The 18,636-nt window shown below is 37.1% G+C and carries 15 protein-coding genes and 1 pseudogene; 7 read left to right on the forward strand and 9 right to left on the reverse strand.

Translation table 11 applies throughout. From position 1 onward, the window contains the following. Positions 1–105 precede the first annotated feature (105 nt). Complete coding sequence (locus tag PGLA_RS00750; protein WP_068527322.1) at positions 106–2,022, reverse strand: sensor histidine kinase; 1,917 nt, start codon at positions 2,020–2,022, stop codon at positions 106–108. Between the two features lie 154 nt (positions 2,023–2,176). On the opposite strand from PGLA_RS00750, the gene PGLA_RS00755 reads away from it, so the two are divergent. Further along, entirely contained in the window at positions 2,177–3,106 is a 930-nt protein-coding gene (locus PGLA_RS00755) for a hypothetical protein (protein ID WP_068527324.1), read from the forward strand. 71 nt (positions 3,107–3,177) lie between these two features. Further along, positions 3,178–3,417 (forward strand): NHLP leader peptide family RiPP precursor, encoded by a 240-nt coding sequence (locus PGLA_RS00760; RefSeq protein WP_068527326.1) that lies wholly within the window; start codon positions 3,178–3,180, stop codon positions 3,415–3,417. A gap of 126 nt (positions 3,418–3,543) precedes the next feature. Here PGLA_RS00760 and moaA read toward each other — a convergent pair whose 3' ends face one another. The 5 genes from moaA to PGLA_RS00785 form a co-directional block, all read right to left on the reverse strand. Then, positions 3,544–4,548, reverse strand: a complete 1,005-nt coding sequence (moaA, locus tag PGLA_RS00765; protein WP_068527328.1) for a GTP 3',8-cyclase MoaA — start codon at positions 4,546–4,548, stop codon at positions 3,544–3,546. 174 nt (positions 4,549–4,722) lie between these two features. Then, complete coding sequence (locus tag PGLA_RS00770; RefSeq protein WP_068527329.1) at positions 4,723–5,280, reverse strand: glutathione peroxidase; 558 nt, start codon at positions 5,278–5,280, stop codon at positions 4,723–4,725. A 75-nt stretch (positions 5,281–5,355) separates the two neighbouring features. After that, a complete protein-coding gene (locus PGLA_RS00775; RefSeq protein WP_068527331.1) occupies positions 5,356–5,982 on the reverse strand; it encodes a TraX family protein in 627 nt (208 codons plus the stop codon). Positions 5,983–6,004: 22 nt separating this feature from the next. Next, positions 6,005–7,363: an N-acyl-D-glucosamine 2-epimerase gene (locus PGLA_RS00780; protein ID WP_068527332.1), complete on the reverse strand. Its 1,359-nt coding sequence runs from the start codon at positions 7,361–7,363 to the stop codon at positions 6,005–6,007. Beyond that, entirely contained in the window at positions 7,356–9,428 is a 2,073-nt protein-coding gene (locus tag PGLA_RS00785; protein ID WP_068527334.1) for a class I SAM-dependent methyltransferase, read from the reverse strand. The genes PGLA_RS00780 and PGLA_RS00785 overlap by 8 nt, the downstream gene beginning before the upstream one ends. Positions 9,429–9,618: 190 nt before the next feature. Between PGLA_RS00785 and PGLA_RS00790 the strand changes: the two genes are divergently transcribed. The 4 genes and pseudogenes from PGLA_RS00790 to PGLA_RS00805 form a co-directional block, all read left to right on the forward strand. Continuing rightward, positions 9,619–10,152 (forward strand): putative ABC transporter permease, encoded by a 534-nt coding sequence (locus PGLA_RS00790; protein ID WP_084410630.1) that lies wholly within the window; start codon positions 9,619–9,621, stop codon positions 10,150–10,152. A gap of 265 nt (positions 10,153–10,417) precedes the next feature. Continuing rightward, positions 10,418–11,113 carry a coiled-coil domain-containing protein gene (locus PGLA_RS00795; protein ID WP_084410637.1) on the forward strand — a complete coding sequence of 232 codons (696 nt, stop codon included), beginning with the start codon at positions 10,418–10,420 and terminating at the stop codon, positions 11,111–11,113. Positions 11,114–11,191: 78 nt separating this feature from the next. Beyond that, positions 11,192–12,439 (forward strand): polysaccharide deacetylase family protein, encoded by a 1,248-nt coding sequence (locus PGLA_RS00800; RefSeq protein ID WP_068527340.1) that lies wholly within the window; start codon positions 11,192–11,194, stop codon positions 12,437–12,439. Positions 12,440–12,614: 175 nt separating this feature from the next. After that, positions 12,615–13,286 (forward strand): annotated as a pseudogene (locus PGLA_RS00805) (DUF444 family protein); the annotation flags it as partial. Positions 13,287–13,295: 9 nt separating this feature from the next. Here the strand turns inward: PGLA_RS00805 and PGLA_RS00810 are convergent. Then, positions 13,296–14,831 carry a recombinase family protein gene (locus PGLA_RS00810; protein WP_068527342.1) on the reverse strand — a complete coding sequence of 512 codons (1,536 nt, stop codon included), beginning with the start codon at positions 14,829–14,831 and terminating at the stop codon, positions 13,296–13,298. 498 nt (positions 14,832–15,329) lie between these two features. Then, positions 15,330–16,133 (reverse strand): hypothetical protein, encoded by an 804-nt coding sequence (locus PGLA_RS00815; RefSeq protein ID WP_068527344.1) that lies wholly within the window; start codon positions 16,131–16,133, stop codon positions 15,330–15,332. A 165-nt stretch (positions 16,134–16,298) separates the two neighbouring features. Here PGLA_RS00815 and PGLA_RS00820 point away from each other — a divergent pair, with 165 nt between their 5' ends. Next, positions 16,299–17,060, forward strand: coding sequence for a stalk domain-containing protein (locus PGLA_RS00820; protein WP_068527346.1), 762 nt, complete (start codon positions 16,299–16,301; stop codon positions 17,058–17,060). Positions 17,061–17,067: 7 nt separating this feature from the next. On the opposite strand, the gene PGLA_RS00825 is transcribed toward PGLA_RS00820, so the two are convergent. Continuing rightward, positions 17,068–18,636: a hypothetical protein gene (locus PGLA_RS00825; RefSeq protein WP_068527348.1), complete on the reverse strand. Its 1,569-nt coding sequence runs from the start codon at positions 18,634–18,636 to the stop codon at positions 17,068–17,070.

Genomic DNA, 18,636 nt, shown 5'->3' on the forward strand with positions numbered 1-18,636 from the left:
ACGCTATAATTTGATCTCTTCTTCATCCAACACCTTAGTAGTATCATACCCTCTCTGCACTAACTTTGATTGGATCATACTACAATAAATCTATAAGCAATATAATCACAAGGGTTCGCTTTTATTGGCAGAGGGAAAACGAATGACAGCCTCCGTTCCTACCCCTTTTTTACTTTCGAATGTTACACTTCCATCCATCGATTCAATTATCCGGAATGTCACCATTAGACCAAGTCCCGTACCTCTGGTCTTATTGGAGTAGTAAGGCTCTCCTAGTCGCATAATCTCTTCAGCATCCATGCCCTGACCGTTATCATGGATATGAACGACAACCTCTCCCCCATCATGATAAGCCCAAATACGAATAAGCCCCTCATCCCCCAAAGCTTCTATACTATTCTTAATCATATTTATTAGCGCTTGTTTAAATTTCGAAGAATTACCATGAATCATTAGGCCAGAGGGGATATTTGTATATACAGTCCCACCTTCAAAATTAGCTAAAGGCAACAAAATCCCTTCTATATGCTTGAATTCTTTGGATATATCAAGAAGAGTAATTTGTTCAAGTCCAGGTTTAGCAAATGTTAAAAAGTCGGTAATGATATTCGATGCTCTCTCTAGTTCCTCAAGGGCAAGTTGTAAATAACCCTTTTCCTTGTCTTGTGACTTCTCCTCTAATAATTGTAGAAACCCCCTGGTCACTTGAAGTGGGTTTCTTACTTCATGTGCTACTGAAGCTGCTAATTCACTGATAATGTCCATCTTCTCAGAACGTTGTAATTCATTATTAAAACGTTCAAGTTCTTTCGAGTATTCAACAACACGGCGATGATTCAAGGCGAATTTCCTTCCTAATAATACAATTAAGGAAACGACGAAGCCCATTACACCCCACTTCCATAGAAATAATTCATGGTTGCCATTTTGTGAATAATACCAAATAAACTCAGTAATGATTACTAATGAGAATACTGCAAATCCTGTAGCCATAATAACGGCATCTCTATTACCTTTGATTGCATAATATACTGCGTTAACCACCAGTAGAATCCCTTGTATAATAATAAATACACCTAAAACTGTTACAGATACAATATAATAAATACCATAGAAAGCGTTATCAAGAAGCATATTAATAAACATTAGTATGAGACAGAGTAGTGAGTACTTCATTTGGAATTTTCGAAAATGACTAATCAACCCACGATAGCCCTTCCCAATCATACTCTCAAAAATATAGGTTAAACCAGGTAAGAAAATTAATAATGCAATATCAAATAAAGCGGTATACATATTCCCGTATTCTCCATAATGAGTATATAAATAGGGAGAGTACGTTATAATCAACGTACCGATCGCTACTAATACGATATCTAGAGATAACCAATCTCGTATCTGCTCTTTTCTCAAGAAAAAAGTACAAATAAACATCACTACAGCTATAAATATAATGGAACTCCCAAAGATGATATCGATTAAGTTTTCCTTGACGAACTTTTTAAGAAGAGTTTGATACTTTCCTACTATGATCTCTTCGGCCATTCCCATTCGGTCTCTTTCCGAATGTACCCTCATAAGCAATTCTTTGCCTGCATCCTCAGGTTTAACTGCCACTAAAATTCTATTTGCGTCATATGTGTGGGACCTATTATTCTCATATATCAGCACATTGTCTAAATATATAGAAATATCTTTTGCGTAGATCTTATCGATGAATATAGCTGGAGTGGATATATCTATTGTTGCTGGTAATCTGAATTTAAGCCACAAGGTATACGAACGCTGATTAGAACCTGTTATAACTTGACTGGAGCCACGCCAAGTCCACGGACCTGAAGAAAGAATATCACTTATATTCTTTCTTTCCTCACTATTACTCTTTTCCCACATAAATTGCCACCTTTTAATCTCGATGGACTTGTTTCTGTCTTCTATCGTATTAGAGGCACTAACAACATTAGATGAAGCCATGAGAACTACGATCAGTATTACCATCATTTTTTTAGAAAACCATTTCATAGACACACCTCAACGAGTAAAAATAAAGTATTATACTATCATTCTAAAATTCGACAAACTTCGAAACTTCCCTTCATCAAAAAACACTTCCTCCAAAATAAATTGGTTCATTTGGGTATATATGTTAAAATAATCATGAAAGGAGTGTGATATCATGCCATGGTATAAAGACTTTGAGAAGGAACTAGCACAAGTCTTTATGGAGTCACAACGAATAGTAGCAACATTCCCACCACCACTTAATCACAAAGGTCTCTCTTATTTAAATAAGTTTGATATTCACCAAGAAGATAGCTCGAAGAACTACATTTGCTACCTTTTACCTTTCTGGTTAAAGGAAATAACTCATCTTAAGGATGCGGATTGTGTCAAATTGTCTGTCGGCAATGTATTTGCTATGTTATATTTCTTTATTCAGGATGATATCATGGATAATAAAACAACTTTAGATCGAGATCAAATCCCTCTTGCCAACTTACTTCACATGCAGTTCTTAGAGATATACAGATCTTATTTCCCTTCCGATTCCCTATTTTGGGCCTACTTCCACCAATACATAATAGAATGGACAGACAGTGTTTCCAATGAACATCAACAAGATTACTTTCGAACTAATATAATAATGACAGCTCGTAAAGCTAGTCCTCTCAAACTTTCAAGTACAGGTGCATTAGTACTGTCAGGACAATCGGAACTTATATCCACGCTAACGAACTTCATCGATCATGTCCTAATTACTTTGCAAATGGCTGATGACTGGATTGATTGGATGGATGATTGGGAGGAAGGTAACTATAACGGGTTATTATCTATGATTAATGAAGAAAGTCATAGAGATGAACCGTTGACCTTAGACCTCATTAAGAATGCTATTTTTGTCCGAGGTGTTATGAAGCGTTATACGGACATTGCTAGTGCAAATCATACTTATATTCAAACATTAGAATTGAACCTTCCATACCTTATATCATTTCATAAAACACTTATTGATCACTTGATTAAAGACGCTAACCAGATCGAAGAAGATAAATTATTGCAAGAAAAAGGGGGATTATATTATTGGTTGTCGAAAAATATGATTTAATGATAGATTCCCAACATTATCCATGGTATTCTTAATAAGTAAATATTAACCAATACGAAAGGGTGATTCTAATGACGCAACAGGCACTACTTCAAACACAAATTATTAACAAAGCATGGGAAGATCCAAGTTTCAAAGCACAACTCTTGGCAGATCCAAAAAAAGCTATCAAAGAAGCACTTGGGGTCATCATTCCCGAACATATTAAACTCAAAATGGTGGAAGAATCATCCGATGTATTTTATCTAGTCCTACCGTCTAGTCCATCTGAGAGAAGTCCTGAGAACATTCAAACAAAAATAACCTGGTAGTTAGGTTATTTTCAAGTTTAATAAGGGGTTGGGACGTGGCGAAAGCCTCTGTCCCAACCCCTTTTTGTAATTTCCAAACGTACCTCTATCTTTCATAGTTCAAAATTGAAATATTTATCTTTAGAATTAACCACCGATACGTGACATTTCAACCTTAGAACCATCACTTTGATTTTTACCTCTATCTATAGAATATCGATCATGTCGGTTATACCATATGTCAACGAGATACGTTGTAATCTCCTCATCAGAAGCACCAGATCTAAGCATTGGGAGTAATGCGTAGCCTTTTGTAGCAAATAGGCATGTATATAGTGTACCCTCTGCTGACAATCTCGCTCTTGTACAAGTAGAACAAAATGCGTCACTGACGGATGAGATAATACCAATTTCCCCTTTCCCATCTAGGAAACGATAGCGAGAAGCAACTTCTCCAGAATAATTGGAGTCGACAGGTTCAAGCGGCCATTCCGAATGAATCCGTTCCAACATCTCTTTCTTACTCACTACTTGATCCCAATTCCAACCGTTTGTATTTCCAACATCCATAAACTCAATCAATCGAAGAATATGCCCCCTATCTCGAAAGTATTCTACCATCGATAGAATAGATTCATCGTTGACACCCTTTTGTACGACCATGTTTACTTTGACCTTAAGCCCAGCTTCTGCGGCTGCTTCAATTCCATTTAGAACAGGCTGCACATGAGAACGGCCGCCATTCATTTTCATAAACGTACCATCATCTAGCGCATCCAAACTTACTGCAACTCGCATTAACCCAGAATTCTTTAACAATTGAGCATGCTTAGCCAGAAGACTACCATTGGTTGTAAGGGCTACATCCTCAATCTGTGGGATTTGAGATACACGTTCAATGATCTCAGGCAACTCTTTACGAAGTAGTGGTTCCCCGCCTGTAATACGTATTTTCTGCACACCAAGAGCCGTAAATAGTCGAGCTAACCGTATAATCTCGTCTACGCTAAGAATATGTTCTTTCGGTAGAAAAGCATAATTGTTATCAAATATTTCTTCAGGCATACAATATCTACATCGGAAATTACACCGATCCGTTACTGAAATCCTTAAGTCTCTTAGACCTCGGCTGTATTGATCTTGTATCTGCATGTCATCAACTCCATTAAAGTCTACTTCAATATATCAGCCTATCAAATCATATTATAAACGATTGGTACTCACCATGTTTTAAATAAATCTAAAAAAGAACAACTTTACTTATTATTCAAGTCTGATAGAAAACAATCCCAGAAGCTATTGATAAGCTTCTGGGATTGTTTTGTTCTATATTCTATTTTTCAATTCAGTTTCAATTGCAGGCTCTAAATCTAATGGGTCGACAGGTGCCTCAAACCGACTAACGACTTCACCTTCTCGATTAATCAAGAATTTGGTGAAGTTCCATTTGATATCGTTACCGATTAATAGTTCTGGAAGCTTATCGTTCAACATCGCATTCAACATTTTGGCTGAAGAATTGTTCAGCTCAAACCCTTCAAATGGTGCTTGTTCTGTTAAATATGAGAACAACGGAATCCTCTCGTCTCCACGTACATTCACTTTTTCAAATAAAGGGAAAGTGACGCCATAATTCAATTGACAGAAGGTATGTACTTCTTCATTACTTCCGGATTCTTGCTCAGCGAACTGATTACATGGGAAGCCTAATACTACAAACCCTTGTTCCTGATATCTATCGTATAACTTCTGAATATCTGCGTATTGTGGAGTAAATCCACATCCACTTGCCGTATTCACAATAAGAACTACTTTTCCCTTGAATTGTTCAAGACTTATCTCTACTCCGCGAATATTGTTAGCTTTAAATGAATAAATACTCATTATTTCATTCTCCTCTGTTGAAACCTTTTGTGTTATAGATGAATCTATCATTTCGAAAATTCATTGTGAATTCAACTACCACTCTACCCATTTCCATATCACTATAAGGCTTAGATGGAGCGGATAGAACGATCGCCATATCCATTTGCGTACACGAATCGATTCAAGTCTAGTCCATAAGATCGGTCCATACACGATGACCAAGGTAGGTACAATACTGTACATTTGTAAGATCGCGTTATTCGAGAACAAATACACAACATTTAAAAATACATGTGCGAATACTAACTCGTGGGAAGATAAATATTTGAATAATAAGACAAGTACAAGTCCATAGGCACCATAATCAAATGGAATAATCTGCATCAATATACCGAACAGAAGGACAATCCCAACTGAAAGTATCTTTGAAGAAATCCTATCCAATATATTCATAACTAACACCGCTATAAATAACGTAGCTACAACATTAAATCTTGAAGTATCGAACGCAAGTTCATACGGGAGTTGTGATAATATCGCTATAATTAACAATCGAATGCCATATTTCAGCTGATTCGATGTATGTAAATATCCCTGAACTAGAGCATAAGTATAGATTGGGAAGGCCAATCTTCCAATCGTTCTCCACATCATCTCATCTGGAAAGAATACATATCCAATATGATCCATAAGCATCGTTAGCATGGCAATCCACTGCATCCATTCTTCTCCTTCGCTTTGACTACTGAACTCTTATTCTTATCCCATGTGGGACTTGATTAGCTCTCTTACCTTTAGAATACCATAGTGAAGGTGTATCTTTCATGCCCCGAACTTCAACTTCAAAGGGATCGCGAGGCAAATGGATCTCCCTCGCCCTTACACGATTCCCATCGAATTCAAGCCTCATATCCGTCACCACTTTATCCTCCACCAAACCTTCTTGAGACAACGGATACAACACAATCGTTACTCTTGACTTAGGGTCAATTCTTTTGCTAAAAGAAATAAGCAGCTCCTCTTCTCCTGTACGTGTAGCATAAATAGGAATAGGCGCTTCCGAAGACATATACCCGCCCAAATGATATTCATATGCCGTCCACGTGTCATACCCCAGATCGTACACGGTATTCTGAAACTGATTCAGCCATTCTCGACTCCGAACCATTCGTGCTACCGAGCCAATATCCGTCTGAATACCTAATGGGAGGGTAGGATATGTGTCTCGTATCGGTGCTGCAATAACTTCATAACCCTTAACATAATGGGGTGATAAGAACCTTTGCATCCAATCCGGCCAATGCGTCTGTAAGAAGTGAATATCTGGCTTCACAAGCCCAATCATAGATATCGCATCAATCCCTTGCCATTCCTTTACTTTCTCTAGCGCATTTGATGCATGTACAGCAAGAGACCAAGTTGCCACTAGAATATCAGGACGAGCAGTACGCACGCCATCTACACCATTCATCAATTCATGAATAAACCGATTCACTGTCTCAACTCTAAATAGGATCCATTGCTTATATATTTCTGGTACCTTTGTATAGTAGTTATCTGCCTTTTTATCAGTAAACTCAGGCATTTCCATCCCAAATTGTTTCTGAAAGGCCGCTTGCGCAAAAGGTCCGACATCCCCATATATCCCTCTACGTATACCGTCCCATTCAGGAAAATAAGGCTCTGCAATCTCGATCCCGTCGAACGGAAACTCTTGTACGAGTCGAACTAATACCCCTTTCTTCCACCGTACATAATCTGGAGCAAAAAGAGACAACCTCTCAAATCCATCCTTTGGATCTTTCAGCATACCCATACGCCATTCTCGCCAATGTACTGGTAAATGACGTGTATCGAACGTTCCATTCCCAATAACCAATGCCCATACCGTAATCCCATGTTTATGAAAAGCGTCGATTAGATCAATCGACACCTCATGTTCGTTAACTATAAAATAATGGACGATCTGATAACCAGCATTTCTTATTTCATCAGCTATGCTCTCTGGGGTACGATTTAAATAATAAGAAAACAGCGGGTCTATCTGAATACTGGGTCCTTGTAATTGCCTTAGCCTAGACGTCGTTTCAGGGTCACTCATACGGCTTCTCAATGACGAACAGACAGGTACTGTCTGGTAGTGGCACACGATTTCCCTGTTCATCAAACAAAGTCACTCGTTGACCCAATGCTTCTGTATATCCCTTTTGGAGATAATGTCTGCTGACGAGAATATTAGCTTCTTTCCCTAATGTTTCTGTTATAAACGCAGTGTACTGAGAAGGAGTGAAATAACCAAATTGTTCCTGTATCTCATGAACATAAGCATCTTCCCCCCATGTATACGTATAAAGAAACTCCATTGCATCGTTTATAGGTACAATAGCCTCATGATCATTTAGCTCTTCAAACTGGATGCTTCTTCCGGAAAAATCATGAGCGTATCGACGCAACCACACGATTCCATCAGGCTCATGAAATACGATTCTTCGCTTCTGATTCGTCGGCTCTGTCATAATGCCATCACGAATAATAATTCGCCCTCCTGGCGCCAAGACATCATAAGCACTTGCCAGCGCTGCTGCAACGGTATCATGATTAAATTTATGTCCGTTATATGGAATGTAGGAATAGAGCTCATGAAGAATGGACGAGAATATCACACTATCGATGCTGCCGGGTTCCACATATTCCTGTAGCTTCAGAGCATCCCCCTTCATAACTTTCCAATGATGACCCTCAAGCAATCTCTTACGCTCCAGTGCTTCTATGACGTTCGAAGAAATATCGATCCCAATCGGTTCAAGATGTGGCATTTCTTGCTCCATAAGATCAAGTAGTACGCCACCTCCCGGTCCGATATCTAGTACTTTGTGTCCTACGATATGGTCCAATAACACTTTTTTATAATCCGAAGTCTGATTCATATCAGCTAAATATTCTTCTTCGTTATGAAATCGATCATAGGCATCACGTCGCAAGTCGAATAGATCAAATAACAGAAGCACAGCCTTCTCGTATAATGGTGATTTCTCGGCTTCGATACAGAACTCAATTAACTTCTCTGCCGAACTCGAGAATGTAAAGGTGAAGAATAATGTATCAGGTAATTCCTTGTTTAATGTCAACTCGTGTATAAGATGTGGATTATCCGGAAACTTACCACAACGGATCGACTCCCACGAACATTCTTGCAGATATTTCTCAATAATTCGCTTCTTATACACATTCAGCCTCTTTAAGCCCTTATAGTCATAATACATCGTATTCATAAGCGGTTCGAAGCTGATATGCCTTATTCGTTCGATATCATCGTTATGGTATAAGAATAGAAATACTTTCATGAATTCTTCCAGCGTGAAATCCTGTAGAGCAGCTTCTACGAACCATAATGTATGATCTTCTAACCTCATGAATTCCTTTTCAATATCGATATGATTCCTTAGTGTCACAATCTCAGCCTCAAATGGTTCTCCTCGTCTAATAGCAGCCGTACGTAATTTACGCAACCTATTTACAATGCCCTCTGGCTCTAGATCATGATGGTCCGATATATTACGAATGATTCGCTCCACATCAAGCCTAACTTCATTCCACAACTCAGGTGACACGCCAGTAATAATGCAACGATTTAGGGGAACAAGAATATGGTGTAGTTCTTCGGGTGATAGCATTCTATCTAATGTCAAATCCGTTAGAGGACTATTGTCTTCAAATAATACTTCTCCACGTAGAAACTGCCCTACAAGGCCATGCGTTGCAATCAATGTATGAATAACATCCGTTCTATCGGTTCGAGCAACTACGGCATATTTATTATACAGATGGGATGATCCTACATTATGTACAAATAGATTGATTCCTTCCGCTTGCCAAGCCAAGCGGTCTTTAACAGTCCCTCCTTTTGCAACTTCGGACCATATCAGTACTTCCTCTAGAATTTCCTTTACCCAGAAGGATAAAGATAGCTTATCCAATATTTCAAGGGTCCTCTCTACATAATCAAGAACTGGATTCACTTCCGCCATTTCTTTGATAGAAGTAACCCGCTCCAAATTAACAATACGTTCTTCAGCAGATGTTATCATCTCTAGCCAAGTATTCTGTTGCAGGACACTACGGTCTCCTTGACGGAACGCCTTAATGATTGTTAATGATTTCAACATTGGATGTTCACCTTCTCTTTCTTATCCGATAAATATTCACACTTATTGTAAACGATATCCCCCCATCCTTGAACTAAAAATATATTCTGTTCACACGTTAGGAACCTATACTATCCGATCCGTATAAAGCCTGCATGATTAGCCATAATAAGGATTGTTTTCTAATACATCTAGAAGGATGGTTATCGACATGTCTATTTCAGCCCTACAGGAATTCACCTTTTATTTTCTAATCTATTCATTAGCAGGTTGGTTACTTGAGAATGTATATAGTTGGTTTATCGATGATCTATTTTGGAAGGTGGGATTTCTTAAAGGTCCTTTCAAACCCATGTATGGTTTTGCTCCCCTCTTCCTCTCTTTGACCTTGACACGGCATCTTCATTGGATCATTATCCTTATCCTCAGTCTGCTCATTCCTACTACGATAGAATATGTTAGCGGTGTTATACTTCACAGCCTGTTTCAGAAACGATGGTGGGATTATTCAACACAATCACTACAACTTCATGGACATATCTGCATGAAGTTTTCACTATATTGGTGCCCATTGTCATTGGTATGTTTATATGGTCTTCACCCATGGGTTATAAACCTATATACACATATGCTCCCTTTATGGAATTGGCTAATTCCAATATTATCTCTATCTATGTTGGCTGATGTCATTTGGAGTAGCTATAGCTGGAGATCAATATCCAAGAATATCTTAACAACATCTTGACGAGCTCTTTTTGGACATATTCCAACAATAGTAAAATACGCTAAAGTAAGAGAAATAAAACTTGTATCTTAGTTGTAATTACCTATATGTATTTACATAGCTTGAGTCCATTGACTCAGGCTTTTTATGTCGAAAAAACACTAAGATTATTCGACATAAAAGCCGATATTATATAGTAGGATTTTTATTATTTTGTCGACTCATACACTAACTTTATAATGATAACGAAGTAATAATATGAATCGATTTAAGGGAGATGAATCTTGTGCCAGACAAAATCAATTCCAGCAACAAAACAAGGGGATGGTTTAAAAATGTTCTAAGTGTTCGTACTGAATCAGAAAACGATCTTATGGTCATACATGAGGGTTCTGAAGTTGAAAATTCAGAAGCAAGTACAGATCCTTCGAAACTCGACTATGAATTACTAAAGCAAGATAAAACAGCTTTTGATTTAGTTGTTGCGGTTGAGAATTTATTAAATGATCGCCAGTTGTTCCAATTTAAGAGTAAAGATACAGAAGATCAATTATTAAATGCCAATGAAACGATCAATCGGCTTAAGAATGAGTTAAGTAAGAGGGAACATTTAATCCTTGAGAAGGAGAAAGAGTTCAGAAGTCTTGAAGACAAATTGACAAGTAAACAAATGAGCTATGATCAACTTCTTGAAGACTATAAAGACTATCAGAGTACTTCCAATAGCGGAATCGAGAATTTAAAATATCAACTAGATAAAGAACGAAACAAATATATCCAACTAAACGAAGAGTTTAGCAAACACCAATACGATAGTATGCAGAAGACAAAAGAACTTGAAGAAGAATTAAGAGATTCTGAGGCAGAGAACTTAAACATCTCAAGTCAATATCACAAAGTGATGGAAGAAAAAGCTCAATTATTACAATCCGTCACAGATTTCACGACACGCATGTCTTTCTCATTCTCACCTCCATCGTAAATGATAATCTCTGCTTACTACTGAAAGGAGGGGAACCCTATCCATTCTTACTCTGAGAAATGGCTGGAGCTTCTATCTGTGGATAAAGGATCCAAAACGTATACCATTCATGTCAATTTTACCTTTGAAGAAACTGTTCTAATGCAATGGGAGCTTGATGCTTTTACGGCTGATCATATTATAGCAATTACTGGTGTATCGGAGAGAGTCAAATACAGACTATCCTTGCAGTGTTATTTCAACGCAACCTTCAATTATCACTATAGTTACATAACGAAATATGATCGTGGGATTAGTGAAAAGGTCATGTTCCCATGTTCAGAGTCCTATTCAATAAAGATCTCAACATTGAGAGATATTCAAAGTCTGAATTTATTGCTCCCCTCAAGTTCCATTGTACTTCAACAACACGCCTCTGCCCTTCATAAAGAGCCTATGGAGTCAACTGGGATTATCCCTTTAAAATTCAGTAGAAGATTGAAACCTTTGTTATCTCGAATGTTAGTATCAACGGTTATTATTGCAATGCTTTCATTTCTCTTTGTTCCAGAGTATTCCTATATAAGCGAAAGAGTATTTGCAAACGTCTTCACTAATTCTTCTGAATTAACAGACAAAGCTGTCATGAAGTCTGAATTGAACACTGTGAAATATGAATCAAACCCCTCTTCTCCATCAGAGGAAAATGTCCTAGCTTCCGTGATATTACAACCTTCAGAGGTGCCGAAACCTATCTCAGCCCCTGAAATTATTTTGGACCAATCAGTCAACTTCAATCTACCCTCTGGGTCGGTTGCCTTAACCTTTGATGATGGTCCTTCCATTTACACGAAGGAGATCGTGGATGTTTTGAAGAAGTATGGTGTCGGGGGAACGTTCTTTTTCGTAGGAAGTCAGGTTCGTAAATTTCCTGAAGCTGTCAAGTATGCAGATGCTAACGGGTTCTCTATAGGAAATCATTCTATGACTCATTCTAATTTATCTCAATTATCTGCTACCATTCAGCAATATGAAATCGAGCAGACCAATCAATTAATTCAGCAAATTACATCCAATCCTGTTCTTCTATTCAGACCACCTTATGGCTCTCGAGATGATAAACTGACAGATCTTATGACCAACAATAACATGAAGATGGTATTGTGGAACAAAGATCCCGAAGATTGGAATAACAGTAATTCACAAAAAATACTGAATTATATCATCAATACCCACTCAACGGGGTCAATCATTCTCTTACATGAATCCAAAGAAACACTAAAAGCTCTACCCTTCATTATTGAATTTCTACAAAAACAACAACTTGAAATTTCAAGTTTAATTTAATTTCATTTATTGTTTATTCATAGGTTACGTTACATATATCAAGACTGCTGATTATATATATCAGCAGTCTTTTCGTTTATTCTCACTTGTCTATCACATAACCCCTCTCCCCGTGAATATACTTACTTAATAACAGACCACACTGTGCCGTATAAACCATTGGGAGGTGTCTATTATGTCATCGTCACCCCGGCCTTATTCGTTCGTTGTTTCTCGCGAAGACTGGTCTCTGCATCGAAAAGGCTACCAAGATCAAGTCCGCCATCAACAAAAGATACGCGATGTGATTAAGCAGAACTTACCTGATCTCATCACCGAAGAAAATATCATCATGTCTGATGGAAAACAAATTATCAAAGTGCCCATTCGAAGTCTGGATGAATATCGATTTGTTTATAATTTTCAGAAACAAAAACACGTTGGGCAAGGAGATGGAGATAGTCAAGTTGGAGATGTCCTCGGTCGGGACCCCGCACAGAAACCGGGGAAAGGTGATAAGGCAGGTGACCAGCCAGGGCAGGATGTTGTAGATGCAGAAATTAGTATTGAAGAGGTAGAGAACATGCTCTTTGAAGAGTTGGAACTCCCCCACTTACAACCGAAAGATAAAGAACAGATCGAGACCCACAAGATCATCTTCAATGACGTTCGTAAGAAAGGTATGATGTCCAACTTAGATAAGAAAAGAACCATCCTAGAAAACTTACGAAGAAATGCTTCTGCGGGTGACCCAGGAATTCATGGCATCAATCCAGATGACCTACGATACAAGACTTGGGATGACATCGTCGTACCTGATTCCAATGCCGTTATTATCGCTATGATGGATACCTCAGGCTCCATGGGAGTATCATAATTAACTATTAAAATCAAAAATATAATCGATGTGTAAATCCTCAACAGTTAAAGTAATCTTACTTATTACTTCCCGTAGCAAAGTACGTAGGTGATTAACATCCTCGATATCTAATTTATTAAACTCTTCTATAATGTACTGCAATGATGTAGCCTCAGATAACTTCTCCTCTATCCCACAAATTTGATTTTCAATGATTGACGTTTCGCTATCTGAATCACCAATTTTATTTTTAATCTCAATCATTTGAGTTCGATATAAATCTTCAGGGAATAAATCACGTTGAGAGAATATATCCATTTGATCCTTCATAAGTTTTTCTTTTCTTATGTTGATACTTTTCAATTCTTTTCTAAGGTTATCAATATCATCTTCTCTGTTAGCCGAAAGTAATAATGATTCATTTGGCAAATTGGTGAATTTACTTTTAACATCTTCGATTACTACTTTTTCAAGCTCATCAGCATTAACATTGGCTTGAGAGCAAGTGTCACGTCCATATTTATGATATGTTTTGCAAATGTAATAACGATAGGATTTCTCTTTATGCGTTCTCTTCTGACAAACCATTCCTGCCCCACATTGACCACAAATAAGGAGACCAGTGAGAGGATGGTAAGCACGTTTCACACCTCTTTCATGGGAACGAGAGGAGATAATTTTTTGTGCCTTATAAAACAATTCCTTATCAATGAGAGATGGATGTGCATTTTCAACAATCTGCCACTCTTTTCGATCTATTTTAATTTGAACTTTCTTTTTGCTCATGGCTCCTCTTTCGTCATATTCTCTTTTCAGAACATTACGTCTAGTACCATAGGCAACTTGTCCAATATAAGCTTGATTTTTAATCATTCGGTTAATTGTCTCACGACTCCAAAGATTGTCGTTTTTCGTTAATAAATCCCTTTGATTGAGATACTCCGCAACTTTAAATGTTCCTAGTCCTTTGTTGACATATAGATCGAATACTAAAGGTGGAACTTTACCACGTTCTTCGTCTATTTCAAGTCTTTTTGTTTCAGGATTTATATAGTATCCAAATGGTGGTTCTCCATTCCATTGACCTCTTGCTGCTTTCTGTTTTCTTGCTGAACTGACACGCACAGATATCTTTTTACTTTCTTGTTCAGATAAAACAGATAAAATATCGAAAGTGATATTGTCCTTGTTTAAACTGTCATAGTTATCATTTATTGCAACTATTCGCACACCGTATTGCTCAAACATCCCAATAATAGCTGGATTTTCTTGTTTATCTCTGCCTACACGACTTACTTCCTTAAAGACAAGTAATTGTATTCTTTTATTTTTTGCATCATCAATTGCAATTTTCATTTCTGCACGATCAAATACACTAGTGTAATACCCAGAAACCGCCTCATCTTTGTAAATTAAGATGTCTTCAGAATCGTACTCATCGCCCATACGTTTTATATATTCTCTTGCCTGACTAACTTGATTTTCTATTGAATCGCCTTGCTTGTCCGTACTTACCCTTGCATATATTCCACATTTTATCTTGTCATTCCCCATATTTTATCTCCTTCATTCCTTGGTTAATAAACGACACACTCACATTTGATTATACTTTAATCATTAACTAAAAAACACCCAGTTTATTGGGTGTTAGATAATAATATTATTTGCTATATGTATTTGTAGATATAATTTCAACATTGATCTCTAGTCCGTATTTTTCTTTTGCAAACTCTTTAACTTTTTTAGCATACCATTCCATAGGAGACTCTGTTCCGCTGGAGGATGTAACCTTTAATTGAATACTACCCCTCCTTCCTTTCTATTTATATATAAAATTATATTGAAAATCTACTTGTCCTATTCCATCTTACTTGCTTGCTAAATGTTTTATTTACTATTACATGACTAATGGTTCATTATTGTTATGGAGAGGATTAATCCCTGACACTTGCAACCCTCTCTTTTGACTTTTAAGACACTTTTATATCACCTTGTTACTTACTCTAGTTTCAAACTTATCATTCCTTAGAACGTCTCTTGCTTCGTCATACTCTATGTATTTTTGTGTTGCTCTGTTAATATCACCGACATGTATGGAAACCTGATTTCCTGCTTGATGATCCTAGTTTCGCCATTCGAGTCCTCTATAGTCCCAATAGGAATCCACGCTGTATACTCTTCATCATCTTCGTAGTTATACTCCTCCATGGGTTCAAGCCCAAGAGTTACGGCTTCACTTTGTATAAGATAGTGCTTGCCATCCACTTCAAATATCTTACCTGTGTCAACTTTATTATTGATTCCTATAAATTTTAACGCTTCTTTTTTATGTTGGAATCTCTTGAATTTCTTTTGCCCACTCAGATCAAAATTGATTTGGAATACATAACATGACTTACTCAGAGCCTTGCTCGAATTTGCGCTATGTGTGAGGGGGGCAATATTTTCTAGACGGTAACCCACTGATCGGTCTTCAGAAAGACGATCCACCGTGGGTCTGGCACTAAGCTTTTGTTTTGATTCTATAAATTTACCAGTCATGACCACCCACTCTTTCCAAAACTCAGGTTTGTGGTTGATAATATCTCTACACATCGAATTAGAGTCACTCCAATCAATGTAGACATCAATATAGGGTTTCTGTGCTTTATAGCGAATTGCATTAATCCGAGCCTCACATGAGCCATAGAGAAGATAAGCTGCAAATTCTGTTTCCTCTTTAATCAATCCACTTTTTATACTATTTTTCACAAAAACCCATGCTCGAACTTTGTTGTTTTTGTCCCCATATTTGGAGGTGAATTTCTCCAATTCGCTTGGTTGTAGTTCATAGGGTCTTCCCTTTTTCTTCTTCAAAATCATTCATCCTTTTCTATTTTTTAATTATTATGAAATATTAGTTTCATATGGTTGTTAGTCTATTTTATTACTATGGTGTATCCGCAATATAGCCTGTATAATATTGGAATATGATAGGCGAAATTACCCTTTTAAAAATAATTAAAGTGAAGAGGTACAACTATGAAAAAGATTGGATATATTGCAATTGGATTAGTTATTGGTATGGCATTAACAGTAGTAACTCCTGTATTAGCAGATACAGCAAAATCTATCTCAGCTAAAATTAACAACACTGTTAAAGTTGCTATTGATGGAAAGAATGCTAAGTTAAACACTCAACCCATCACCTACAATAATACGAACTATTTACCTGTAGGTGAGATAGGTAGAGCTTTAGGATTAGATGTTAGCTATGACAAGAAATCAGATACTATTAAGATAGACGGCAATTCAATAGAGACTAAACCCAATCCTCCTGTAGTAAAAGAATCGACTGTAACAAAACCACCAGTTGAGAGTGGTAAAGAGGTACAAAAGGTTAAAATTGGCGAATCCATTACGAATAAGGGAATTACTGTTTCGATTGATAAGATCGAGTATGTTACTAAGGAAGAGATAGATGGAATCTTCTTAGATAAAGGGTTTAAAGTATACACAACTGTGACTAATAACTCAGACGTAGGCATATCTTTAGGTAGAATGTATAATTTCGGAACTGGTAATTTAATAACAGACAAGCAATTAAACTATCTTGGAAACACAATATTCCTTAAGGTTAATGGTAAACTCGATATGGGAGAACTATTGACCAAAGGTGAAACGGCTACTGGTTTTATTTTTTACAGTTTTAGCACAGATGTAAATATAAAAGAAATTAGTTACTTACCTAATATAGAATTTACTCAATCCCAAGTACCGATGGGCACCTGGACAATTGAATAAGCATTTATTAGAACCCTACAAATGACTTAACATACAAACTAGCATTGATTCTTCCTAATTGTGTTGACGTTAATTCAATAGTGTGCCATCCTGTTGTTGTTATCCATTGTGTAATATCAACCGTATTCTCTGAACTGCTGTACGTTCCACCTCTAATTACTCCATCAATTGAGATACGTACACCTGTAGCATATGAACTCTCATAAATTCCATAGTCAATGTCGTGTGAATGAGAAGGCATTGATATGGAATGTGCGTGTTCGGGCATAGAAATGTCATGAGAATGTGCCGGAACTGTAAAACTATGTGAATGAGAGTTTAATGATATTGGATGACGATGACCTCCAGAAGTTGACCAAGAAACTGTTCGTCCCCCGCTAACCAATAATTGCGTTCCATCAGGAATACCATGGTTATGTCCACCCACACCAGAAATATAAGTACCATCTGTTTCAGTATTTCCAGACACATTCTCTGGCAGTGTTGATTTTGATGCAAAGCTCCGTTCAAGTGTTGTAGTCAAATCAATTCTCTCTGAACGTGTTGTATTCAAATCAATAATTTTACTCAAAGCGCCTTTACTATGTGCTCTAAATCTCTCCAACGTAATATTAAGCATAACTTTCCTAATACTAATCATGCCATCATCTACGTAAAACTTAAGCTTCAATCCATGTGAGCTATCAACGTTATCAACCACTTGAATACTGTCTACTTGAACAATCCCATTTTCATCTAACACTACATCACCCTTGGGTCCATATAGCTTCAATCCGAAAGAACCTTTAGTATACTCCCCTAATTGAACCTTCGTTTTCTTACTATCATCCGTGATCGTTAGCAAATTGCCTTCAATAGTAAGTGTTCCTCTATCATCTGATATCTGTAGCTTATTCCCTAAGATGTAATGACCATTGTTAGGCTTATAATCTTCGTACTTTAACAACTCTTTTTTATCTTCAATTTTGTATGTATTGTGTGAAATAACTCCTCTTACATTATCAAATTCGTACATTTCAAAACTCCCTCCTACTGCTTCGCATGATAGTTTGTTATATATCGTTTTAAATACATCTACTGGATCTAGTTTCTCTTTGAGTGAATTTCCAATGTCTGTTGCTTCTTGTCCTAAAACCCCTGCTGTAGCGAATATATATCCATCCTTTTTAGTAATGGGATACTCGAATAGTTCAAAGTTGTTTGTGCTATTAAAATTGTAAAGAATATTTTGATACTTATCCTCAATCTTCACTGAGGTTACAACAGTACAATCCATATACCCAGCACCTAATATATCAACGTGGTTGGGATACAATGTTTCAAATGATCTGCCATGCTCTTTAATAATATCCTGTAATCTCTCAATACTATGATCTGTGTCTACCTCAAAATCTTCTATAACCTCTTTGCACAATGCCGAGTATCCAGATATAAAGATAATTTTATTATCAATATTGAATATCTTCTTAGCATTGTCATTCATCTGATATAATTGTCCATCAACTGTTGCACATTCTCTAGTATCTGCTGTGAAATATGCTCTTTTTTCGTTCCCCATAAGACAAGCTAAACTCAT

Origin of the sequence: Paenibacillus glacialis (genome assembly GCF_001637205.1) — a bacterium.
In the GTDB taxonomy this organism is placed as follows: Bacteria; Bacillota; Bacilli; order Paenibacillales; family Paenibacillaceae; genus Paenibacillus_AQ; species Paenibacillus_AQ glacialis.

Excerpts from the sequence above, each read along its gene's own strand:
- PGLA_RS00750 (WP_068527322.1), bottom strand. The coding sequence starts at position 2,022 with ATGAAATGGTTTTCTAAAAAAATGATGGTAATACTGATCGTAGTTCTC.
- PGLA_RS00755 (WP_068527324.1), top strand. The coding sequence starts at position 2,177 with ATGCCATGGTATAAAGACTTTGAGAAGGAACTAGCACAAGTCTTTATG.
- PGLA_RS00760 (WP_068527326.1), top strand. The coding sequence starts at position 3,178 with ATGACGCAACAGGCACTACTTCAAACACAAATTATTAACAAAGCATGG.
- moaA (WP_068527328.1), bottom strand. The coding sequence starts at position 4,548 with ATGCAGATACAAGATCAATACAGCCGAGGTCTAAGAGACTTAAGGATT.
- PGLA_RS00770 (WP_068527329.1), bottom strand. The coding sequence starts at position 5,280 with ATGAGTATTTATTCATTTAAAGCTAACAATATTCGCGGAGTAGAGATA.
- PGLA_RS00775 (WP_068527331.1), bottom strand. The coding sequence starts at position 5,982 with ATGCAGTGGATTGCCATGCTAACGATGCTTATGGATCATATTGGATAT.
- PGLA_RS00780 (WP_068527332.1), bottom strand. The coding sequence starts at position 7,363 with ATGAGTGACCCTGAAACGACGTCTAGGCTAAGGCAATTACAAGGACCC.
- PGLA_RS00785 (WP_068527334.1), bottom strand. The coding sequence starts at position 9,428 with ATGTTGAAATCATTAACAATCATTAAGGCGTTCCGTCAAGGAGACCGT.
- PGLA_RS00790 (WP_084410630.1), top strand. The coding sequence starts at position 9,619 with ATGTCTATTTCAGCCCTACAGGAATTCACCTTTTATTTTCTAATCTAT.
- PGLA_RS00810 (WP_068527342.1), bottom strand. The coding sequence starts at position 14,831 with ATGGGGAATGACAAGATAAAATGTGGAATATATGCAAGGGTAAGTACG.
- PGLA_RS00820 (WP_068527346.1), top strand. The coding sequence starts at position 16,299 with ATGAAAAAGATTGGATATATTGCAATTGGATTAGTTATTGGTATGGCA.
- PGLA_RS00825 (WP_068527348.1), bottom strand. The coding sequence starts at position 18,636 with ATGAGTTTAGCTTGTCTTATGGGGAACGAAAAAAGAGCATATTTCACA.